This window comes from Mesorhizobium sp. ISC25 (assembly GCF_042295465.1).
Classification (GTDB): Bacteria; Pseudomonadota; Alphaproteobacteria; order Rhizobiales; family Rhizobiaceae; genus Mesorhizobium.
Window position 1 is genome coordinate 4532867 of record NZ_CP135441.1, and the last position, 20197, is coordinate 4553063.

Genomic DNA, 20197 nt, shown 5'->3' on the forward strand with positions numbered 1-20197 from the left:
CGTCTACCGCATGATCCGCGAAGCGTCGGCGGCACCGACCAACCGGCTGGCGGCCCGGCTGTCGGCACCCGAAAGCGGCCAAGCTTCCTCGACGACGTAAGGCCCGCCGCCGACCGAGTCGCGCGACGACATCAGCACGAAGCGGCCGACCCGAAACGGCAGCGTCGAAAAATTGCCGCGCGCCGACAGATACTGGGCGACATCGAGCGGGCTCGAATTGCGCAGGCGGGCCAGCGTCACATGCGGCATGAACTTGCGCGGGTCGGCCGGGATGCCGAGCCGCTGGCAGATGCGCTCGATCTCGGCCTGCAATGCGGAAAGATCGGGCGAAGCGGCGACCCCGGCCCACACCGCATGCGGCTTCTTCTGGCCGAAGGCGCCGACGCCGGACAGCGTCAGCGGGAAGGACGGGCGGTGAACGCGGTCGAGCGCGTTGGCGATCTCGTCGGCGACATGGCCCTCGACATCGCCGATGAAGCGCAGCGTCAGATGATAGTTTTCGACGTCGATCCAGCGGGCTCCAGGCAGGCCGCCCCTGAGCAGGGACAACGAAAGAGCGGCATCACGCGGTATTTCGAGGGCGGTAAAAAGACGCGGCATGGGAAGCCTCCTGTCCTCGAATCGAACTCTTGCCCTAGCGAATCATCGATATTCAAACGGGGCAAGGGGTTTGTTGGTCGCAGGCCTGCCTAAAAGCTTCCCCAGCGGAAGGTGTTGCGGCGGCGAACCCTCGCCTTCAGGAATTGCCTCGGACCGCTTCAATGGTCTTCTCCACGCTGGGCAGGATACCCTCGACGATGCGGTCGACGCCTCGGGCGTTTGGATGAAGACCGTCTTCGAGCTGCAGGACGGATTGGCCGGCGATGCCCTCGAGAAAGAAAGGATAGAGCGGCACGCCGTATTTTTCAGCCAGTCTCGGAAAGGTCGCGTCGAAGGCGTTCTGGTAATCGGCGCCGAGATTGGGCGCCGCGCGCATTCCGGCCAGCAACACAGCGATCTTGCGCTGCTTCAGCTTTGCCAGCATGGCATCCAGGTTCTTTTCCGCTATGGCGGGCGAAACGCCGCGCAGCATGTCGTTGGCGCCGAGCTCCAGGATGACCAGTTGCGTGCCGTCCGGCACCGACCAGTCGAGCCGCGACAGGCCGCCGCTCGTCGTATCGCCGGAGACGCCGGCATTGGTGACCGTGACATCGTAGCCCTTGGCGCGCAGCGCGGCCTGCAGCTTTTCGGTAAAGCCTTCCCCTGGCCCGAGCCCAAAGCCTGCCATCAAGCTGTCGCCGAAACCGACAATGGTGAAGGGCTCGGCGCGTGCCGACGGAATGGCGCCGCAAATCGCGAGGAAAAGGGCGAAGGCTGCGGCAAAGGTGTGTTTGAAAGCCATGCGGCAGGCCCCATATGACCAGGAACAGTTTTTGGCGAAGGCGGGTTCCATCTTTGTCGAGCATCTAACCTTCATTTTCCCATATAGGACGATTTGATTTTGGAAGAAGCCGTCATTTCGCTGAAAGACGTATCGCTGACGCTCGGCGAAGGCGCATCCTCGGTCCATGTGCTGAAGGGCGTCAGTCTCGATGTGGCAGGCGGCGAAGCAACAGGCATCGTTGGACCTTCAGGTTCGGGAAAGTCGACATTGCTGATGGTTTTGGCTGGGCTTGAAAGGGTCGATTCGGGAGCGGTACGAATTGCCGGCGAGCTGCTCAACGGCAAAAGCGAAGATCAGATCGCATCGTTTCGGGGACGAAACATCGGTATCGTGTTCCAGTCTTTCCATCTCATCCCCAATATGACGGCGCTGGAAAACGTCGCGGTCCCGCTGGAGCTTGCCGGTCATGTCGATCCATTCGGCGTGGCGGCGCGCGAGCTGGCGGCGGTCGGTCTCAGCGATCGCGTCACCCATTACCCCGGCGAATTGTCTGGCGGCGAGCAGCAGCGTGTGGCGATCGCCCGGGCGCTGGCGCCGTCGCCACGCATCCTGATCGCCGACGAGCCGACCGGCAATCTCGACCAGGCGACGGGGCGGCACGTCGCCGACCTGCTGTTTGCCAAGGCGGCCGAACGCGGCATGACGCTGGTGCTGGTCACGCATGACCCGGTGCTCGCGGCGCGCTGCTCGCGCCAGGTGTCGATGCGGTCGGGGCTGATCGAGGACGCGCCTGAGCCGGCCACCAGGGCCGGCAAGGTGACCGCCTGATGCCGCTGTCGCAAACGCTGAGGCTCGCCTTTCGGTTTTCGCTGCGAGAAATGCGTGGCGGGCTGTCCGGCTTCCTGATCTTCCTTGCCTGCATCGCGCTCGGCGTCGCGGCAATCGGCGGCGTCAATTCGGTGGCGCAGGCGATTTCCGCCGGTGTTGCCGACCAGGGCCAGACGCTGCTTGGCGGCGATCTCCGCTTCCAGCTCAACCAGCGCGATCCTACCAGAGCCGAACGCAGCTTCCTCGACCGGCTAGGCACCGTTTCGCACAGCGCCAACATGCGCTCGATGGCCAGGCTAGAGGACGGCTCCGACCAAGCGCTGGTCGAGGCCAAGGCGGTCGACGGCGCCTATCCGCTCTATGGCGCGCTGGAGACCGAGCCGGTGCTGTCGCGAGAGGATCTGTTCGACCAAAAATCCGGAGTCTTCGGCGCCGCGGCGCCGGACCTTTTGTTCGAGCGGCTGAACCTTGGCATCGGTGACCGGCTGAAGCTCGGCAGCGCGACCTTCGAGCTGCGCGCCAGGCTGGTCAACGAGCCGGATGCGGTGTCGGATGGCTTCGGCTTTGCGCCGCGGCTGATGGTGTCGACCGACGGGCTTGCCGCTTCCGGCCTGATCCAGCCGGGCAGCCTGGTCGAGAACGCCTATAAGGTTCGCCTGCCCGGAGGCACCACTGAGACACAGATCAAGGCGATCCAGGAGCAGGCGGCAAAAGAGTTCCCGCAGGCCGGCTGGTCGATCCGCACGCGCAGCAACGCAGCGCCGGCGCTGTCCTCGAACATCGAGCGGTTTTCGCAATTCCTGACGCTGGTCGGGCTGACGGCGCTGGTGGTCGGGGGCGTCGGCGTGGCCAATGCCGTGCGTGCCTATCTCGACGGCAAGCGCGGCGTCATCGCCACCTTCAAGAGCCTGGGGGCTTCGGGAGGGTTCGTCTTTGCCGTCTACCTGGTGCAGATCCTGATGATCGCCGCCCTCGGCATCACGCTAGGCCTTGTGCTTGGCGCGCTGATGCCGTTCGCGGCCAGCGCGGCACTCCAATCGGTTATTCCGGTACCGGCGGAAGGTGGGTTCTATCCCGGCGCCCTCGGCATGGCAGCGCTGTTCGGGCTGCTGGTGACGCTGGCTTTCGCCCTGCTGCCGCTCGGCCGCGCCCGCGACGTGCCGGCAACGGCGCTGTTTCGCGAAATGGGTTTCGAGGGCCGGGGTTTTCCCCGCCCGCTCTATATCGCCGCGGCATTGGGTATCGCCCTGCTCCTGGCGGTACTGGCGATCCTGTTTTCCGGCGACCGCCATATTGCCTCGATCTTCGTCGGCGCCACGGTCTTGTCGTTCCTGGTGCTGCGTGTCGTCGGCACGCTGGTGCAGTGGGCGGCGAAGAAAAGCCCGCGCGTGCGCTCGACCGCGCTCAGGCTCGCCATCGGCAACATCCATCGGCCAGGCGCCTTGACGCCATCCGTGGTTCTGTCGCTTGGCCTCGGGCTGACGCTGCTGGTGACGTTGGCGCTGATCGACGGCAATCTCAGGCGGCAGATCTCGGGCAGCCTGCCGGAACGGGCGCCGAACTTCTTCTTCGTCGATATCCAGAGCGGCGACGTCGATGCTTTCTCTGCGCTGGTCGGCAAAGAGGCACCACAAGGGAGGCTGATCAAGGTGCCGATGCTGCGCGGCCGGGTGATGGCGCTCAACGGCGTCGCCGTCGACAAGGTCAAGGTTCCGGCCGAAGGCGCCTGGGTACTGCGCGGCGATCGCGGCCTGACCTATGACGCAAAGCTGCCGGAGAATGCGACGCTGACCGAGGGCAGCTGGTGGCCGGAGAACTATGCCGGCGAGCCGCTGGTCTCGTTTTCCGCCGAGGAAGGCAAAGAGATCGGGCTGAAGCTCGGCGACACCATCACCGTCAACGTGCTCGGCCGCAACATCACGGCGAAGATCGCCAATTTCCGCCAGGTCGAATGGGAAACCATGGGCATCAATTTCGTCATGGTGTTCTCGCCCAACACATTTGCCGGGGCGCCGCATGGCTGGTTGGCGACGCTGACCGAGACGAATGCGTCGGCGGCCGACGATGCGCGTCTTCTCAACGCCGTCACCCGGGCTTTTCCAGCAGTGACGACGGTCAGGGTCAAGGACGCGCTCGAAATCGTCAACCGGCTGGTGGCGCAGCTCGGCACGGCAATCAGGGCAGCGGCCGGCGTGGCGCTGATCGCCTCGGTGCTGGTGCTGGCCGGGGCGCTCGCCGCCGGCAACCGGGCCCGCATCCACGACGCGGTGGTGCTGAAGACGCTGGGAGCGACCAGGAGAACACTGATCGCCGCCTTTTCACTTGAATACATGCTGATCGGCCTTGCCACTGCGATGTTCGCGCTGGCGGCGGGCGGTGTGGCGGCATGGTTCGTCGTCGCGCGCATCATGACGCTGCCATCGCACTTCATGCCCGAGGTGGCGGTGGCGACCATCGGCTTTTCACTGGTGGTCACGGTCGGTATCGGCCTCGCCGGCACGTGGCGGGTGCTGGGCCACAAGGCGGCGCCGGTGCTGCGGAATCTTTGAGCCAGAGCCGGTTTCGATTAAATCTCGTTAATGTTTCGGCCGGGAAGGCCAATAAAACCGGATCTCCCGCACTTCACGGAGCATTACGTCCGGTTACGGTCTTGTCCTTTACGCCAAGAACCATCATATTTCGGCGCAGGCATGCTGGAGCCCCGCCAGCGGCGCCTGGGTTCAAAGGACCTGACACCGGACGGGGCAGAAGCAATATGAGGATTTCCATGGCTGATCCCGTTCGCAATTATCAGACGCGCGCCGTGCCCGGCGCCGGCGTCGATGCTGCCATCGACCAGGGCCTGCGCGCCTATATGATCAAAGTCTACAATCTGATGGGGCTTGGCCTCCTCATCACCGGCCTTGCCGCGGTCGGCACAATCATGCTGGCCACCACCAGCGATCCCGCCTCGGCCGTCGCGACGTTGCCAAGCGGCGAAATGCTGACCTCGTTCGGCTACGCGATCTTTGGTTCGCCGCTGAAATGGCTGGTGATCTTTGCCCCGCTGGCAGCGGTGATGTTCCTGTCGTTCCGCGTCCAGTCGATGAGCGTTTCGGCCGCGCAGACGACGTTCTGGGTCTATGCCGGCCTCGTCGGCCTGTCGCTGTCGTCGATCTTCCTAGTCTACACCACCGCCAGTATCTCGCAGACCTTCTTCGCCACCGCCGCCGCCTTTGGCGGGCTGTCGCTCTACGGCTACACGACCAAGCGCGATCTCTCGGCGTTCGGGTCGTTCCTGGTCATGGGCGTGGTCGGCCTGATCATCGCGATGGTGATCAACATCTTTCTGCAGTCGTCGGCGCTTTCTTTCGCCGTTTCGGCGATCGGCGTGCTGATCTTCGCAGGCCTCACCGCCTACGACACGCAGAACATCAAGGAGATGTATTTCGAGGGTGACGAGACTGATGTCGCCGGCCGCAAGGCGATTATGGGCGCATTGAGGCTCTATCTCGACTTCATCAACCTGTTCATGTTCCTGCTGCAGTTCATGGGCGACCGTCGCTAGTACGGCGTTCTTTGTTGACTATGATCTTTTCCGAAAACCGGTTTCCACTTTTCGGGATCATGGTCTGACTGGACCAGCGAGTTTGGAAAGGGCGGCCCAACAGCCGCCCTTTGTTTTGTGCTGGCTTTTGCTTTGATATAAGGCAGATGAACGACTTGCATAAATTATGAGCAGCATCACGTTACGGGCCGCAATGTCGGCCGATCTCGACCGGATCACGGAAATCTATGCCGACGCGGTGACGAATGGCACAGCGAGCTATGAACTCGAGCCACCAAGCCGAACCGAGATGGGCGCGCGCTTCGACAACCTGATGGCGGGCGGCTTTCCCTATCTCGTTGCGGAAAAGGCCGGCGGCGTGCTCGGCTATGCCTATGCCGGGGCGTTCCGGCCGCGCCCGGCGTACCGCTTCGTCGTCGAGGATTCCGTCTATGTCGCGCCCGAGGCCAAAGGGCAAGGCGTCGGGCTGCTCTTGATGCAAGGGCTGATCGAAGCGGCCAAGGCGGCGGGTTTTCGCCAGATCATCGCGGTGATCGGCGACGGCCGGCCCGACAGCGCCTCGGTACGGTTGCACGAGAAGCTCGGCTTTCGTCATTCCGGCCGCCTGGAAGGCTCAGGCTATAAGCACGGACGCTGGCTGGACACGGTGTTCATGCAGTTGCCGATCAATGGCGGGGCGTCCATCCCGCCCGATCCGCAATCGCTGCCCGAGCGGAAGTTCCGCGAACAAAAATAAGAGGTTACGCCTCGACCAACTTCAGCGTTCGGTCGAACACACCAAGCACCCGGCCGAGCTCCTGGCCGCGCTTGAGGATGCGCCCGCCGGCGGCGATGACGGCGAACGCGCCTTGCCGGCGCGCCAGCTTCGGATCCTTGACGATCTGGAAAAGCGGCACTTCGCTGGTGCGGCGGAAGACGGAAAAAACGGCGCGGTCGGCGAGATGGTCGATGGCATAGTCGCGCCATTCATTGGCGGCGACCATACGGCCGTAGAGCCTGAGTATCTGGTCCAGTTCGCGCCGGTCGAACCGCACCGGCTGGTCGAGGCGCTCGCGTCTTGCCTCGTGCAGCGGGATCAATATTGCGGATGCGTCCCCATCCTCCGTCCCGCTGCTGCGATCAGTCATGCCTGGTCCTCGCAATGAATCGTACGCCGACCAAAGTTGGCGCTTTCGTTGCCGAATTGCAAGGCCCGGTCGGGCAAGGGCAGCGCCGCGCCGTTTCTCCAGCGTCCAGTCACGTTTGCGAAACGCCTGTTGGAATTGGTGATGCTTCGCCACAATCCTGCCTTTTTTTATCCGTGCTCATGCCCCAATGTCCGACGAATTTACCGGCGTTGCCTGAGACGGTTCGGTCCGGCACCGGCTCGTAAACCCCAAGCCCCCCGCCCACGGGTCTGCGTCGGATCGAACCAACCTCGGTTTTTCCTTGGAAAGATCGGGTGCGACGATCCCAAAACCTAAATGACCGGCGTCAGAAGCAAGCTGACGCCGGTTTTTTATTGGCCGGCCGCTGGGATCGCCTCCGAAAGCGGGGCACGTTAAGACGGCCATACGAGGGCCCCTAATTGCGTTATGACCGTCTCTCTGCGCAGCCCCTCATTGCCCTGCCGGCATTTCTCCCCGTATAGCGACGGGGAGAAAGACGCAGTCGGCCACGGTTTTGCCAATCACCAGCGTTGCACAAAGAACGCCGATGCCGCGGCCAGTTCCCTTCTCCCCGTCACTATACGGGAGAAGGTGCCGGCAGGCGGATGAGGGGCAGCGCGACGTTTCAGTTCAAGGCTTGCGGATAAAGGCTGCACCCAGGATCGGACCGGGCATGCCGTCCTTGCCGACTGACTGCAGCAGCACGGCGCAGCCGCCCTTCTTGGCGATCTCGCTCATCGGCAGTTCGTAGCGCTGCGCCTTGCCGTGCCACATGCCGGCGGTCTGGATGCTGGAGACGGCGTTCCAGTAGGTCATGCTGCGGCCGCTGTTTTCACCCTTGCCGATCTTGATCGTCTGCGGCGGGTTGAAATAGACGATGACGACATGCGCGTCGGCGGGGCCGGTCACGGCGGCGCCGGCATCGATCATGACGCGATCGCTGGTCCGGCTGACCTTGATGCCGACGCGCATGCCTTCGCCGACCCTCTCCATGCGTGCCAGCGTGCCGTCGACTTCCTTGCGGCTGGCGCCGTTGACATGGCTGCGGCCGTTTATGACGGCTTGCGGGGTGTAGACGGAACGGCTGCCGAAGGCGCGCATATACTCATATTGCCGCTCGGTATTTTCCTTGCGGCTCAGCGTGTCCTGCCAGCCGAGGTAATCCCAATAATCGACATGATAGGCGAGCGCGACGATGTCCTCCTTAGCGGCAAGCTCGGCGAAGAATTCGTCGGCCGGCGGACAGGAATTACATCCCTGGCTGGTGAAGAGCTCGACGACGCCTAATGGCTTATCGGCTTGCTCGGCAAGCGCCCTGCCGGCAAACGCCGAGAGGGCCAGCGCAAGGGCCGCAAGCCGCATTGGTCTTCGAGATGACATGGCCGTTCCGATCCCGCCGGTGACGCCGGCTTTGTTCTGATTGTCGAAATATGTGGCAGAAGCGGCAGTCAACGGGAAGTCACGTTGCGGTGAAATTTTGCCGTTGCAACCGCTGGCAAGGGCGCAATAGGTGGACTTGCACTTCACGATGGAAGCGATTCGGGCGGCAATCAGCATGTGGCAATCTCTCCTGGCGCCGGTCGACCTCTATTGCGAACGGACGGGGCCGGAATTCTGGGCCGAACCGCTCAATGCGCTGAGCAATCTGGCTTTTTTTGCCGCCGGGCTATGGGGTGTCTGGCAGGTGCGCAAGCGCGGCACCGGCGCCTTCGCCGAAGTGTTGGCCTGGTGGGTGGTGGCGATCGGCGTCGGCTCGTCGCTGTTCCACACCTTTGCCACAAGGGCAATGATCCTGGCCGACGTGGTGCCCATTGCAGGGTTCACGCTGGCCTACACGCTGTTCAACCTGCGACGTTTTCTCGGCATGAAATGGGGCAAGGCGATCGCCATCTTCGTCGCCTTTTACGCGGTTGCCGGGCTGGTGACCTTTGCCGTGCCGGACTGGCTGCGCCAGGCGTCGAACGGGACGACCGGCTATCTGCCGCCCTTCCTGGCGCTTGCCTTCTTCGGCGCCTGGGTGGCGGCCAGCGGCAATCGCGCCGGCTGGTACAATCTGGCGGGTTCGGCGATCTTCGTCGTATCGGTCATCTGCAGGATGATCGATCCGCTGGTCTGCGGCGGCTTTCCGCTCGGCACGCATTTCCTGTGGCACATATTCAACGGGCTGATGCTCGGCGTGCTGCTGGCGGCGACAGCGCGGTTTGGAAAGCCGGGAATAGGGGAATAGGGGAATAGGGAAGCGTTCCCTACTCCCTTACAGCCCTACTCCCCTCTATGCTGCCAGATCGCGCAGCACGTATTGCAGGATGCCGCCATTCTTGAAGTAGTCGAGCTCGTCCAGCGTATCGATGCGGCAGATGATCGGAACCTCTTTGACGCTGCCGTCGCCATAGGTGATCCCGGCAATCATCTTCTGCCGCGGCTTGATGTTGCTCAGTCCGTCGATCTCGACCAGCTCGTCGCCCTTGAGGTTGAGCGAGGCCCATGAGGTGCCTTCCTCGAAGACGAAGGGGATGACGCCCATGCCGACCAAGTTGGAGCGGTGGATGCGCTCGAAGGACTGGGCGATGACCGCGCGGACGCCCAGCAAATTGGTGCCCTTGGCCGCCCAGTCACGCGACGAGCCGTTGCCATATTCGACGCCGGCAAAGATGACCAGCGGCACGCCCTCCTTCTTGTAGTGCATGGCGGCGTCGTAGATCGATTCCTCTTCCTTCGACGGGTAGTGGATGGTGTAGCCGCCCTCGCGGCCGTTCTCGCCCAGCATATGGTTGCGGATGCGGATATTGGCGAAGGTGCCGCGCATCATCACCTCGTGGTTGCCCCGGCGCGTGCCGTATTGGTTGAAATCGGCGACGCCGACGCCGTGGTCGGTGAGGTACTTGCCGGCCGGCGATGCCGCCTTGATCGAACCGGCCGGCGAAATGTGGTCGGTTGTGATCTTGTCGCCGAACAGGCCGAGCACACGCGCGCCCTTGATATCGCCGATCTTGCCGAAGCCTGACGTCATGCCGGCGAAATAGGGCGGGTTCTGCACATAGGTCGAATTGTCGTCCCAGGCATAGGTCTGGCCTTCCGGCGCCTTGACGTTCTGCCAGTACTCGTCGCCCTTGAAGACGTCGGCATATTTGCGGGCGAACAATTCGCGCGTGACGTTCTTCTCGATGAATTCCTGGATCTCGACCGAACTCGGCCAGATGTCCTTGAGATAGACCGGATTGCCGTTGCGATCGTCGCCGAGCGGCTCGGTGGTCAAATCCTTGGTCACGGTCCCGGCCAGCGCGTGGGCGACGACTAGCGGCGGCGAGGCGAGATAGTTCGCCTGCACGTCGGGCGAGACGCGGCCTTCGAAATTGCGGTTGCCGGACAAGACTGCCGCAGCAATCAAGCCCTTATCGTTGATGGTCTTTGAGATCGGCGCCGGCAGCGGGCCGGAATTGCCGATGCAGGTGGTGCAGCCGAAGCCGACCAGGTTGAAGCCGATCTGGTCGAGCTCCTTCTGCAGGCCGGATTTCTCGAGATATTCGGCGACGACCTGGCTGCCCGGCGCCAAGGAGGTCTTGACCCACGGCTTCTGCTTGAGGCCGAGCCGGTTGGCGTTGCGCGCCAACAGCCCGGCGCCGATCAGCACGCTCGGGTTCGAGGTGTTGGTGCAGGAGGTGATGGCGGCGATGACGACATCGCCATGGCCAAGATCGTAGTCCGTGCCTTCGACGGCATAGCGCTTGTCGATTTCGGCGGCCTTCTTGTATTCGGTCTCCATGGCCTTGGCGAAGCCGGCCGGAATGTCTTCAAGTGCGACCCGGCCTTCCGGCCGCTTCGGACCGGCCATCGACGGGACGACACTGCCGAGATCAAGCTCGAGCAGGTCGGTGAAGACCGGATCGGCCGAGCCGGCATCGCGCCACAACCCTTGCGCCTTCGAATAAGCCTCGACCAGGGCGATGCGGCCTTCGTCGCGACCGGACATTGTGAGATAGCGGATGGTTTCGCTGTCGACGGGGAAAAAGCCGCAGGTGGCGCCATACTCGGGCGCCATGTTGCCGATGGTGGCGCGGTCGGCCAGCGTCATATTGGACAGGCCCGGACCGAAGAATTCGACGAACTTGCCGACGACGCCCTTCTTGCGCAGCATCTGGGTGACTGTTAGCACCAGGTCGGTGGCGGTGACGCCTTCCCTCAGCCTGCCGGTGAGCCGGAAGCCGATGACTTCTGGCAGCAGCATGGAAACCGGCTGGCCGAGCATCGCGGCCTCCGCCTCGATACCGCCGACGCCCCAGCCGAGCACGCCGAGGCCGTTGATCATCGTGGTATGCGAATCGGTGCCGACGCAGGTGTCGGGATAGGCGGTGGTCTCGCCGTCTTCGCTGTTGGTCCACACGACCTGGCCGAGATATTCGAGATTGACCTGATGGCAGATGCCAGTGCCGGGCGGCACGACGCGGAAATTGCGGAAGGCCTGCTGGCCCCATTTCAGGAATTTGTAGCGTTCCTCATTGCGCTCATACTCAAGCTCGACATTGCGGGCGAAAGCCATCGGCGTGCCGAACTCATCGACGATGACCGAGTGGTCGATGACCAGATCGACCGGCACCAGCGGATTGATCTTTTGCGGGTCGCCGCCGAGCGAGGCCATGGCGTCGCGCATGGCGGCAAGGTCGACCACGGCCGGAACGCCGGTGAAATCCTGCATCAGCACGCGAGCCGGGCGATAGGCGATCTCAACGCCGGCGGTGCCCCGGTCGGTCAGCCAGCCGGCGACCGCCTGGATGCTCCCCTTGGTGACGGAACGGCCGTCCTCGTTGCGCAGCAGGTTCTCCAGCAGCACCTTCATCGAATAGGGCAATTGGGCAATGCCGGCGAGGCCGTTCTTTTCGGCCTCGACAAGGTCATAGTAGATGTACTCGGTGCCGCCGGCGGTCAGCGTGCGGCGGCAATTGAAGCTGTCGAGTGATTTGGACACGTGCGATCCCTAACTGTCGGTTGCCGGGAGGGAACGGACGCCAGTGGGCATGCAAATCACGCGCAAAGGTGCGGGTACGGCCATTTCCGCTATCCGTTCCCAAGCGTCCGGGCCGTTCAAGGCGGCACGCGCGCTGGTTCGGCGCAAATTCGGTTCCCGTGCCGACCGCTGGCACGGATGATGCGGATATAGAGAATTTTCTGGAATAGTTCTAGACACGGAATTGCCATTTTTGCTGCGGCGCACCGAAGCCGCACCTGAACTTTCGGCGAAGGGGAACGGATGCGGCTGATCGCCGAAAATCTGGGCGGCGAACGCGGCGGCGAGACGGTATTTTCCGGCATCGAATTCGCGCTGGGGGAAAGCCAGGCGCTGGTCGTCACCGGGCCCAACGGCGCCGGCAAATCGACGCTGCTCAGGATCATCGCCGGACTGTTGCCGGTGGCGGCAGGCCGTGTGCGGTTCGAAGGTGGTGGCGAAGACTTTCCGTCGGCCGCCTCGGCCTGTCACTATCTTGGCCACCTCGACGCGATGAAGACGGCACTGAGCGTTAAGGAGAACCTGTGCTTCTGGCGCGATTTTTCGGGCGCAGGTTCCAGGGGTGTTGAAGAGGCGCTGGAGACCGTCGGGCTGGGCGGCATCGGCCATCTGCCGTTCGGCTATCTCTCGACCGGGCAGCGCCGGCGCGCGGCGATTGCAAAACTGCTGGTCAGCCACCGGCCATTGTGGCTGCTGGACGAGCCGACTGCAGGGCTGGACAAGGCTTCGGCGGAGAGATTCGGCGGGCTAATGCGGAAGCATCTCGATGGTGGGGGGATCGTGGTTGCGGCCACGCACTTGCCGCTGGGGATCGAGCGGGCACAAGGGCTGGTGATGGGCGAGGCCGCTTGATGTTGGTGCTCTACGGCGCCCCCCTCTGTCCTGCCGGACATCTCCCCCACGAGGGGGGAGATTGGCAGCTTCGGCGTCGCCGCCCAATTTGCAATGTTGAAAATTCGCGAAAGCGGAGGCGACAGCCCATCTCCCCCCAAGTGGGGGAGATGTCCGGCAGGACAGAGGGGGGCGCGACGGAACTCCATCCTTTGCTTGGCTTTCACTCATACATAGGGACTGCATCGTAATGTGGTCCCTCTTCCTCCGAGACATCCGCCTGAGTATCCGCGCGGGCGGCGGGGCGTTGACCGGCGTGATTTTCTTTCTCGCCGTCATCGCGACCATCCCTTTCGGCGTCGGTCCCGACCTGAGGCTGCTGGCCCGCATCGGCCCGGCGATCCTGTGGATTGCCGCCTTGCTGGCCTGCCTGCTCGGCCTCGACCGGCTGTTCCAGGCCGACCGCGAGGACGGCTCGCTCGATCTTCTGGTGCTTGGCAACGATCGGCACATGCTGGCCTTGACCGTCCTGACGAAATGCCTGGCGCATTGGACGGGAAGCGTGCTGCCGCTGGTCATCGCCGCTCCCCTGCTCGGCCTGTTCATGAACATGGAGCCGGCCGGCATCGGCGCCACGGCGCTGACGCTTCTGGTCGGCACGCCGGCGATCACCTTCATCGGTGCTGCCGGTGCAGCGGTGGCAGTGGCGTTGCCGCGCGGCGGACTGCTGATCTCGGTGCTGGTGCTGCCGCTGACCATTCCCGTGCTGATCTTCGGCGTATCGGCCAGCTATGGCGCGGTGGCGGACCCCGATCCCTTCCTGCAGCCCTTCCTCATTCTTGCCGCGCTGACCCTGTTCCTTGCCGTGCTCGGGCCGGTGGCGGCGGCGCTGGCGCTGCGGCACGGAACGGATTGATGTGTTGGCTTCGGCTCATGCCTGCGGCGCGGCGAACAATTGCGGAGCCGATGGCGCGGCGTTAAGAGAAGACATGTCGGAACAAGGCGAGACGGACCGGTTGGAAAGCGCCGCGGAGCGAAAAGCATGAGCGTACACGCGCTTTATGTCACCGCCGCCTATGCGATCACGGCCGTGGTGCTGGGCGGGCTGATCGGCTGGATCCTGCTCGACCAGCGCGGCCGCAGGCGAGAGCTCGCCGAGCTGGAGGCGTCCGGCTTGCGCAGGCGCTCCGATAAGGCAGCAAAATCATGAGCACGGAAACGGAAACACCGGTGCGCCGCCGCCTGATCGTGCTGGTGCCGCTGCTGGTCTTTCTCGGGCTGGCGGGATTGTTCCTGGCGCAGCTCTTGTCCGGGCGCGACGTGTCGGAAGTGCCGTCGGCGCTGATCGGCCTGCCGGCGCCGCAGACCAACCTGCCGGCGCTCGAGGGCACCAATTTACCGGGCCTCGATTCAAGACAGTTCGCCGGCAAGGTGACGCTGGTCAACGTCTTTGCGTCCTGGTGCGCGCCGTGCCGCGAAGAGCATCCGGTGCTGCTGGCGCTGTCGCAGGACAGACGCTTCGTCATGGCCGCGCTGAACTACAAGGACCAGCCGGAAAACGCCCGTCGGTTCCTTGGCGATCTCGGCAATCCGTTCCAGGCGATCGGCGTCGACCAAGCCGGGCGCACGGCGATCGACTGGGGTGTCTACGGCGTGCCGGAGACCTTCGTCATCGGCAAGGACGGCAAGATCGCCTACAAGCATGTAGGGCCGCTGACGCCGGACTCGGCGCGGACGCTGCTGTTGCCGGAGATCGAGAAGGCGCTGGCCGCGCCGGGCTGATGGCCCCCGTTTCGTGATAGGTCGACCGAAGACTCAGCCGTAGATCTGCTTGTGGACCTGGTAGAGCATTTCTGAGCGGTCGGCGCGCATGTCGGCGAGGTCGCGGCTGCTGAAGCTGTCGATTTCGGCGACGAGGCGGTTGTAATGCCGGCGCTTGGCGATGCTGGCGCGAGCGCGGCTCATGAGGCTGTCGATGATCATAGCGAGTTTCCTTTTGCGCCGCATTTCGCGGCCAGTTGTTCCTCCCTTGATCGATACGGAGCATGACATAGTTATGGTGCGTTGCAAAAATAAGATGTTGCAATGCACCATTGCGCTGGGCGCATAGCCGGTTGTGACCTGCCGCCCGGGCCAGCATTCGCATTCCATAATGCTTCCGACGCATCATCGATCTTGCCATATCGATCGCAGGCTGGCTTGATCGCGCCTCGCCAAGCGACTGCTACCGGGAGGAACCATGGCCAGCGAATTCTACGAAGTCCTCGATCCGCGCTTTTCGCGGCTGTTCAACGGCAATGCACAGGTCGACAGGCTGTTTACCGGCTGCCGATGGGCGGAAGGACCGGCCTGGTTTGCGGCCGGGCGCTATGTGGTCTGGTCCGACATCCCGAACAATCGCATGCTGCGTTACGACGAGACCGACGGCAGCGTCAGCGTGTTCCGTCAGCCGTCCGGCAATTCCAACGGCAACACCGTCGACCGGCAAGGCCGGCTGGTCACTTGCGAACATTCCGGCCGCCGCGTCAGCCGGACCGAACATGACGGCTCGGTCATCACCATCACCGACAAATGGCGCGGCAAGCGGCTGAACTCGCCCAATGACGCGGTGGTCAAGTCCGATGGCTCGATCTGGTTCACCGATCCGAGCTACGGCATCGATACCGATTACGAGGGCGACAAGGCCGAAAGCGAGATCGGCGCCTGCCATGTCTACCGGGTCGATCCCGCCACCGGCGAGACCGAGGCGGTGATCACCGACATGGTCAGGCCCAACGGGCTCGCCTTCTCGCTCGACGAGAGCAAGCTCTATGTCGCAGATACCGGCCGCACGCATGGTGCGCAAAACCCGGCGCACATCCGGGTGTTCAATATCGGCCAGGGCGGCAAGACGGTCTCAGGCGAAAAGGTCTTTGCCGACTGCACCGCCGGCCTGTTCGACGGTTTCAGGCTGGATGCGGACGGCCGCATCTGGACCAGTGCCGCCGACGGGGTCCATTGCTACGATCCAGACGGGACGCTGATCGGCAAGGTCAAGGTACCGGAAGTCGTCGCCAATTGCGTGTTCGGCGGCAACAAGCTGAACTGCCTCTACATCGCCGGCACCACATCGCTCTATATGGTCCGGCTCATGGTCAACGGCGCCAAGACTTATTGAGCAGACGAGACCCAGGGGAGGGACGCCATGCCATTCGTGAATATCCGCCTAGTCAAGGAGGTGATTGCCGATGACCCGGCCGGCAAAAAGGCCGCGATCGCCGCCCAGGTGACGGCAGCCATCACCGGCGTCACCGGCCTGACCAACAACGATGTCTGGGTGGTCTTCGAGGAGGTCGCCGCACGCGACTGGTTCGTCGGTGAGACCGACGTCGAGACGCGGAGGGGCAAGGGATAGTTCCCGGCACAGATTGGCCGCAGCCCCTAGCGTCGTCATCCCAGGGCGGAGCAGGAGCGAAGCTCCGTCGCGGAGACCCTGGGATCCATGCCGTGACCTACCAGTAGAACAGCGGTGCGATTCTGTTGTGCAGCGCGCCGGTGTAATGTCCAACGTCAGGCCTCTGGCGGCCTTCCCGAACCGCTGCATCTCCGACGAATGTCACGGCATGGATCCTAGGGTCTGCGCCGCGTCGCTTCGCTCCTTGCTCCGCCCTAGGATGACGAAAGCACGGTCCGGCGTTCACCGCGAGCGGATGAACTCCGCGAAGGCGGATAGGGTATCGCGCATTGTCTGCCTACTTGCCGGTTCCGCCAGAATTTTCTCTACCTCCGGCGGTCTCTTGCCGAGCAGCGCGATTTCGAGCGCTGCTTCCTCATAGAGCGCGAAAGACATTGTCCGCATGATCTCGACCAATGCGGCGCGGGCAAACAGCGAGCGCGGCGAGGCGTGGACCAGCATGGCCGGCTTGCCGACGGCTGCATCGCGCGACACCAGCCAGTCGAGCACGTTCTTCAGGCCGCCTGGCACACCGTGGGCATATTCCGGGCAGGAGACGATGACGCCGTCAGCGGCGGTGACCGCATCGATCAGCGCCGCTGCTTGCGGCGGCGTCCGCTCGCCTTCATCGTCGGGGTTGAAAATCGGCAGTCGGCCAAGCCCATCGTAGACGGAGACGTGACAGTCCGGCGGCGCGTTTTGCGCGAGTGCCGCGAGCAGGGCGGAATTGGTCGAGGCGGCGCGCAGGCTGCCCGAGATGGCGAGGATGTTGAGCAAAGGAATGGAGACCGGCCTGGGCGATTCGTTGCCGGGCACGCTACCACATGGTTTCCCTGTATTCCTCGTCCAGCCAGCGGTCGGTCGCCTCGGCCGAATCGGCGAGCGCCAACTGGTCGCGCAGGATCTGGCCGAGCGTTGGCAGCGTCGCGCGGTCGTACCAGCTCTCCGGCTTCCACAGTTCGGAGCGCATGAAGGCCTTGGCGCAATGCATGTAGGCAGCCTTGACCGTCACCACGACGACGCTTTGCGGTGCCTTGCCGTCGACCGCCAGCCGCTCACGCAATGCCGCATCGACGGTGATGCGGGCATCGCCATTGACACGTAGCGTTTCGTTCATGCCGGGAATGAGGAAGAGCAGCCCGACCGAGGGATTGAGAAGGATGTTCTCCAGCGTGTCGAGCCGGTTGTTGCCAGGCCGGTCGGGGATGGCGATGGTCTTCTCGTCGAGCACTGTTACGAAGCCCGGTCTGTCGCCCTTCGGCGTCACATCGGCATTGCCGGCGCCGTCGGACGAGCCGATCAGCACGAAAGGGCTCTTGCCGATGAAGGAACGGCAGTGGCCATCCAGGGCCTTCAGCTCCTTGCGGATCGAGCCGTCAGTCGGCCGAGGCGTCTTGTAGATCGTCCTCAACTCGTCGCGCGTGGCGATGAATTCCATGCCCCTCTCCTCTTATTCTGACGCAATTCCCTAGGGAAAGCGCTACGCGCTTTTCCCGGGAAAACCGCTACACACTTTCCTGGAATTGCTCTATTTGCCGGCCTTCTCTTCCTTGCCGGCCTTGTCATCGAGTGAATGCCGCAGGATCAACGGCATTTGGCTTAACGTGAAGACAAGTGTAATGGGAATCGTGCCCCAGACCTTGAAATAAAGCCAGGCTTCCTCAGAAAAGTTGCGCCACACAACCTCGTTCAGCGCAGCCAGAAAAAGGAAGAAGAGCCCCCATCGGAAAGTGAGCTTGCGCCAGCCTTCGGCGTCGAGGTTGAAGGCGGAATCAAAGACATAGCCCAACAGCGATCTGCCAAACGCCAACCCGCCAAGCAGCGTGATGCCGAACAGGCTGTTGATGATTGTCGGCTTCATGAAAGCGAAGGTCTTGTCCTGCAGCCACAGCGCCAGCGCGCCAAACACAAACACCACGATGGCCGAGACCAACGGCATGATCGGCCAGCTGCGCGTCAAAATCCACGAAACGCTGAGCGATAGCGCCGTCGCCACCATAAAGAACGCTGTGGCAATCAGGATAGGCTCGCCGATATGGCTGAGGATCGGAAACTTCCCGACAAGCCACGCGCCGCGGATGGTGGTGAAAAAGAACACCAGGCCAGGCCCGAGTTCGAGCAGGAATTTCAGGCCCGGGTTCAACGCCTTGCGTCGCGGATCGGACGGGTCGCCTTCGAGGATGGGTGGGTTCATAGGGTCCTTCTTACGCATGATCCAATCCAAAAAGCCTGCAACTTTTTGGGATCATGCTCGTCAAGCCACGCCAGCGATCGCCCTGGCGAATTCGCTTGCGGAAAAGGGTTCGAGGTCGTCGACCTGTTCGCCGACGCCGATGAAATAGACCGGCAATTTGTGCTTTGCCGCGATCGCCACCAGAATACCGCCGCGCGCCGTGCCGTCCAGCTTGGTCATCACCAGGCCGTTGACGCCGGCGACATTGCGGAAGATCTCGACCTGGTTGAGCGCATTCTGGCCGGTGGTGGCATCGACCGTCTGCAGCACGGTGTGCGGCGCTTCCGGATCGAGCTTGCCCAGCACCCGGACGATCTTTTCCAGTTCCGCCATCAGCTCGGTCTTGTTCTGCAGCCGCCCGGCGGTGTCGATGATCAGCACGTCGGAGCCGGCCTCCTTCGCGCGCTCGAATGCGTCGTAGGCGAGGCCGGCGGCGTCGGCGCCGAGCTTCGAGGCAATGACCGGCGAGTTGGTGCGCTCGCCCCAGATCTTCAACTGCTCGATCGCGGCTGCGCGGAAAGTGTCGCCGGCGGCGAGCATCACCGAGAGGCCGCCGTCGGTCAGCTTTGCCGCCAGCTTGCCGATGGTCGTGGTCTTGCCGGTGCCGTTGACGCCGACGACCAGGATGACATGCGGCTTGTGGCTGAGGTCCAGCTCCAGCGGCATGGCGACGTGGGTCAGCACCTTTTCCACTTCGGCCGCCATGATGGCGCGGACTTCGGTGTCGGAGACGTCCTTGCCGTAGCGGCTGGCGGAGAGCGCGTCGGTGACGCGCAAAGCCGTCTCCATGCCGAGATCGGCGCGGATCAGCACATCCTCCAGGTCCTGCAGCGTGTCCTCGTCAAGCTTGCGCTTGGTGAAGACGCCGGCGATGTTGCCGGACAACTCCCTGGAAGAGCGGGCAAGCCCGTCTCGCATGCGCTGGAACCAGGAGCGCCTCGGCGCCGGTTCGGGCGCCTTCTGCGGCTCGGCTTTCTGCTCGACCTTCTTGGTTACGGTGACTTTGCCGGGGGCGGGCGTTGGCTCGGGTGCGGGTTGTGGGACGGGCTCGCGCTTTACCTCCCCCTCGATGGGAGGGTGGGGCGCTGGTATGGCTTCAGTTTCGGGCGCGATTTCGGCACGGACCGGCTGTGTCTCGACCGGCGCCGGCTGGCGAATGGGGGGCTGGATTTCGGCCGGCGGAGCAGACTCTGCCGCCAAACCTTCCGAAGGTTTGCGCTGCCCCTCACCCTTACCCTCTCCCCGTGAAGGACGGGGAGAGGGGGGCGTTAGCGTTGCAGCTTCTTCTTCGCCGGCTTCAAAAGGAGGCTCGGCCTGCCGATCAGCCCCCTTCTCCCCGTCACTATACGGGGAGAAGGTGCCGGCAGGCGGATGAGGGGCAGCGCCACGTTCGGTGGACGGGGGCTCGGGCTGAGCGATCTCCGGCTGCTCGGGCTCAAGAACTGGCTCGGGAGCGACGGGTCCGGCCCGAATTTCCTCCGGCTCTTCAGCACGCGTTTCCGGCTTCGGCTGGATGTCTGGCTTGGGTGGAATGGTCGGCGGCGGTTCAGGCTTCGGCTCTTCCGCGGGCGCCGGTTGCGATGCCGGAGGCAACTCTGGTTCGACTGGCGGCGGAGCTGCGGCCTCGGCCTCGGGCCGCGGCTCTTCGCGTTTCAAAAACTCCGGGACGGCCTGCTCGGCGGCCGGCTTCAGCGCTTCCAGTTCATCCCATTTGATCGGCGGCAGCGGTGCGGCCTCGTCGGGCCGCTCCTCGACGACTTCCTTCTTGCCGAACGAAAATATCTTCTTGAAAAACCCAGCCATGTCTTGCGC

21 protein-coding genes are annotated in these 20197 nt (G+C 63.5%); 11 read left to right on the forward strand and 10 right to left on the reverse strand.

Annotated elements, in window-relative coordinates; all coding sequences use genetic code 11:
* Nucleotides 1-3: 3 nt before the first annotated feature.
* Together thpR and RQ479_RS22445 are read right to left on the reverse strand one after the other, a co-directional pair.
* A complete protein-coding gene (thpR, locus tag RQ479_RS22440) occupies nucleotides 4-600 on the reverse strand; it encodes an RNA 2',3'-cyclic phosphodiesterase (RefSeq protein WP_352466496.1) in 597 nt (198 codons plus the stop codon).
* Nucleotides 601-736: 136 nt separating this feature from the next.
* Complete coding sequence (locus RQ479_RS22445) at nucleotides 737-1381, reverse strand: arylesterase (protein ID WP_376702673.1); 645 nt, start codon at nucleotides 1379-1381, stop codon at nucleotides 737-739.
* Nucleotides 1382-1480: 99 nt separating this feature from the next.
* Here RQ479_RS22445 and RQ479_RS22450 point away from each other — a divergent pair, with 99 nt between their 5' ends.
* From RQ479_RS22450 to RQ479_RS22465, 4 genes are all read left to right on the forward strand, one after another.
* Nucleotides 1481-2191, forward strand: a complete 711-nt coding sequence (locus RQ479_RS22450) for an ABC transporter ATP-binding protein (protein ID WP_376702674.1) — start codon at nucleotides 1481-1483, stop codon at nucleotides 2189-2191.
* Entirely contained in the window at nucleotides 2191-4740 is a 2550-nt protein-coding gene (locus tag RQ479_RS22455) for an ABC transporter permease (protein ID WP_376702675.1), read from the forward strand. The genes RQ479_RS22450 and RQ479_RS22455 overlap by 1 nt, the downstream gene beginning before the upstream one ends.
* A 218-nt stretch (nucleotides 4741-4958) precedes the next feature.
* Nucleotides 4959-5738, forward strand: coding sequence for a Bax inhibitor-1/YccA family protein (locus RQ479_RS22460; protein WP_352466492.1), 780 nt, complete (start codon nucleotides 4959-4961; stop codon nucleotides 5736-5738).
* A 166-nt stretch (nucleotides 5739-5904) separates the two neighbouring features.
* On the forward strand, nucleotides 5905-6474 hold the full coding sequence (locus RQ479_RS22465; protein ID WP_376702676.1) for a GNAT family N-acetyltransferase: 570 nt from the start codon (nucleotides 5905-5907) through the stop codon (nucleotides 6472-6474).
* A gap of 4 nt (nucleotides 6475-6478) precedes the next feature.
* On the opposite strand, the gene RQ479_RS22470 is transcribed toward RQ479_RS22465, so the two are convergent.
* Both RQ479_RS22470 and RQ479_RS22475 read right to left on the reverse strand, forming a co-directional pair.
* Entirely contained in the window at nucleotides 6479-6865 is a 387-nt protein-coding gene (locus RQ479_RS22470) for a DUF2794 domain-containing protein (RefSeq protein WP_031212724.1), read from the reverse strand.
* Nucleotides 6866-7516: 651 nt separating this feature from the next.
* On the reverse strand, nucleotides 7517-8248 hold the full coding sequence (locus RQ479_RS22475) for a DUF1223 domain-containing protein (RefSeq protein WP_376702677.1): 732 nt from the start codon (nucleotides 8246-8248) through the stop codon (nucleotides 7517-7519).
* A gap of 193 nt (nucleotides 8249-8441) precedes the next feature.
* On the opposite strand from RQ479_RS22475, the gene RQ479_RS22480 reads away from it, so the two are divergent.
* The gene (locus RQ479_RS22480) at nucleotides 8442-9113 is read left to right on the forward strand and encodes a ceramidase domain-containing protein (RefSeq protein WP_376702678.1); all 672 of its coding nucleotides are present in this window, start codon (nucleotides 8442-8444) and stop codon (nucleotides 9111-9113) included.
* A 45-nt stretch (nucleotides 9114-9158) separates the two neighbouring features.
* Here RQ479_RS22480 and acnA read toward each other — a convergent pair whose 3' ends face one another.
* Nucleotides 9159-11849: an aconitate hydratase AcnA gene (acnA, locus tag RQ479_RS22485; protein WP_376702679.1), complete on the reverse strand. Its 2691-nt coding sequence runs from the start codon at nucleotides 11847-11849 to the stop codon at nucleotides 9159-9161.
* 282 nt (nucleotides 11850-12131) lie between these two features.
* Here acnA and ccmA point away from each other — a divergent pair, with 282 nt between their 5' ends.
* The 4 genes from ccmA to RQ479_RS22505 all read left to right on the forward strand — a co-directional run bounded on the left by ccmA (nucleotide 12132) and on the right by RQ479_RS22505 (nucleotide 14501).
* On the forward strand, nucleotides 12132-12740 hold the full coding sequence (gene ccmA, locus RQ479_RS22490) for a heme ABC exporter ATP-binding protein CcmA (protein ID WP_376702680.1): 609 nt from the start codon (nucleotides 12132-12134) through the stop codon (nucleotides 12738-12740).
* A gap of 229 nt (nucleotides 12741-12969) precedes the next feature.
* Nucleotides 12970-13635: a heme exporter protein CcmB gene (gene ccmB, locus RQ479_RS22495; RefSeq protein WP_376702681.1), complete on the forward strand. Its 666-nt coding sequence runs from the start codon at nucleotides 12970-12972 to the stop codon at nucleotides 13633-13635.
* A gap of 126 nt (nucleotides 13636-13761) precedes the next feature.
* Complete coding sequence (gene ccmD, locus RQ479_RS22500; RefSeq protein WP_352913011.1) at nucleotides 13762-13929, forward strand: heme exporter protein CcmD; 168 nt, start codon at nucleotides 13762-13764, stop codon at nucleotides 13927-13929.
* The gene (locus RQ479_RS22505) at nucleotides 13926-14501 is read left to right on the forward strand and encodes a DsbE family thiol:disulfide interchange protein (RefSeq protein ID WP_376702682.1); all 576 of its coding nucleotides are present in this window, start codon (nucleotides 13926-13928) and stop codon (nucleotides 14499-14501) included. The genes ccmD and RQ479_RS22505 overlap by 4 nt, the downstream gene beginning before the upstream one ends.
* 33 nt (nucleotides 14502-14534) lie before the next feature.
* Here the strand turns inward: RQ479_RS22505 and RQ479_RS22510 are convergent, their stop codons facing one another.
* On the reverse strand, nucleotides 14535-14702 hold the full coding sequence (locus RQ479_RS22510; RefSeq protein ID WP_023721879.1) for a hypothetical protein: 168 nt from the start codon (nucleotides 14700-14702) through the stop codon (nucleotides 14535-14537).
* A 256-nt stretch (nucleotides 14703-14958) separates the two neighbouring features.
* On the opposite strand from RQ479_RS22510, the gene RQ479_RS22515 reads away from it, so the two are divergent.
* Both RQ479_RS22515 and RQ479_RS22520 read left to right on the forward strand, forming a co-directional pair.
* Nucleotides 14959-15876, forward strand: a complete 918-nt coding sequence (locus RQ479_RS22515; protein ID WP_376702683.1) for an SMP-30/gluconolactonase/LRE family protein — start codon at nucleotides 14959-14961, stop codon at nucleotides 15874-15876.
* 27 nt (nucleotides 15877-15903) lie between these two features.
* On the forward strand, nucleotides 15904-16113 hold the full coding sequence (locus RQ479_RS22520) for a tautomerase family protein (protein ID WP_254817859.1): 210 nt from the start codon (nucleotides 15904-15906) through the stop codon (nucleotides 16111-16113).
* A 282-nt stretch (nucleotides 16114-16395) separates the two neighbouring features.
* On the opposite strand, the gene RQ479_RS22525 is transcribed toward RQ479_RS22520, so the two are convergent.
* From RQ479_RS22525 to ftsY, 4 genes are all read right to left on the reverse strand, one after another.
* Nucleotides 16396-16929 carry an NADPH-dependent FMN reductase gene (locus tag RQ479_RS22525; protein ID WP_376705995.1) on the reverse strand — a complete coding sequence of 178 codons (534 nt, stop codon included), beginning with the start codon at nucleotides 16927-16929 and terminating at the stop codon, nucleotides 16396-16398.
* Nucleotides 16930-16969: 40 nt separating this feature from the next.
* The gene (locus RQ479_RS22530; protein ID WP_352468102.1) at nucleotides 16970-17590 is read right to left on the reverse strand and encodes a pyridoxamine 5'-phosphate oxidase family protein; all 621 of its coding nucleotides are present in this window, start codon (nucleotides 17588-17590) and stop codon (nucleotides 16970-16972) included.
* A gap of 90 nt (nucleotides 17591-17680) precedes the next feature.
* On the reverse strand, nucleotides 17681-18346 hold the full coding sequence (locus RQ479_RS22535; RefSeq protein WP_376702684.1) for a septation protein A: 666 nt from the start codon (nucleotides 18344-18346) through the stop codon (nucleotides 17681-17683).
* A gap of 60 nt (nucleotides 18347-18406) precedes the next feature.
* Nucleotides 18407-20188, reverse strand: coding sequence for a signal recognition particle-docking protein FtsY (ftsY, locus tag RQ479_RS22540; RefSeq protein WP_376702685.1), 1782 nt, complete (start codon nucleotides 20186-20188; stop codon nucleotides 18407-18409).
* Nucleotides 20189-20197 lie beyond the last annotated feature (9 nt).

Bases quoted from the DNA above. Each gene is read 5' to 3' on its own strand.
- RQ479_RS22530 (WP_352468102.1), bottom strand. From the start codon at position 17,590: ATGGAATTCATCGCCACGCGCGACGAGTTGAGGACGATCTACAAGACG.
- RQ479_RS22475 (WP_376702677.1), bottom strand. From the start codon at position 8,248: ATGCGGCTTGCGGCCCTTGCGCTGGCCCTCTCGGCGTTTGCCGGCAGG.
- RQ479_RS22455 (WP_376702675.1), top strand. From the start codon at position 2,191: ATGCCGCTGTCGCAAACGCTGAGGCTCGCCTTTCGGTTTTCGCTGCGA.
- thpR (WP_352466496.1), bottom strand. From the start codon at position 600: ATGCCGCGTCTTTTTACCGCCCTCGAAATACCGCGTGATGCCGCTCTT.
- ftsY (WP_376702685.1), bottom strand. From the start codon at position 20,188: ATGGCTGGGTTTTTCAAGAAGATATTTTCGTTCGGCAAGAAGGAAGTC.
- ccmA (WP_376702680.1), top strand. From the start codon at position 12,132: ATGCGGCTGATCGCCGAAAATCTGGGCGGCGAACGCGGCGGCGAGACG.
- ccmB (WP_376702681.1), top strand. From the start codon at position 12,970: ATGTGGTCCCTCTTCCTCCGAGACATCCGCCTGAGTATCCGCGCGGGC.
- RQ479_RS22445 (WP_376702673.1), bottom strand. From the start codon at position 1,381: ATGGCTTTCAAACACACCTTTGCCGCAGCCTTCGCCCTTTTCCTCGCG.
- RQ479_RS22505 (WP_376702682.1), top strand. From the start codon at position 13,926: ATGAGCACGGAAACGGAAACACCGGTGCGCCGCCGCCTGATCGTGCTG.
- RQ479_RS22510 (WP_023721879.1), bottom strand. From the start codon at position 14,702: ATGATCATCGACAGCCTCATGAGCCGCGCTCGCGCCAGCATCGCCAAG.
- RQ479_RS22470 (WP_031212724.1), bottom strand. From the start codon at position 6,865: ATGACTGATCGCAGCAGCGGGACGGAGGATGGGGACGCATCCGCAATA.
- RQ479_RS22520 (WP_254817859.1), top strand. From the start codon at position 15,904: ATGCCATTCGTGAATATCCGCCTAGTCAAGGAGGTGATTGCCGATGAC.
- RQ479_RS22480 (WP_376702678.1), top strand. From the start codon at position 8,442: ATGTGGCAATCTCTCCTGGCGCCGGTCGACCTCTATTGCGAACGGACG.
- ccmD (WP_352913011.1), top strand. From the start codon at position 13,762: ATGAGCGTACACGCGCTTTATGTCACCGCCGCCTATGCGATCACGGCC.
- RQ479_RS22535 (WP_376702684.1), bottom strand. From the start codon at position 18,346: ATGAACCCACCCATCCTCGAAGGCGACCCGTCCGATCCGCGACGCAAG.
- RQ479_RS22515 (WP_376702683.1), top strand. From the start codon at position 14,959: ATGGCCAGCGAATTCTACGAAGTCCTCGATCCGCGCTTTTCGCGGCTG.
- RQ479_RS22460 (WP_352466492.1), top strand. From the start codon at position 4,959: ATGGCTGATCCCGTTCGCAATTATCAGACGCGCGCCGTGCCCGGCGCC.
- RQ479_RS22465 (WP_376702676.1), top strand. From the start codon at position 5,905: ATGAGCAGCATCACGTTACGGGCCGCAATGTCGGCCGATCTCGACCGG.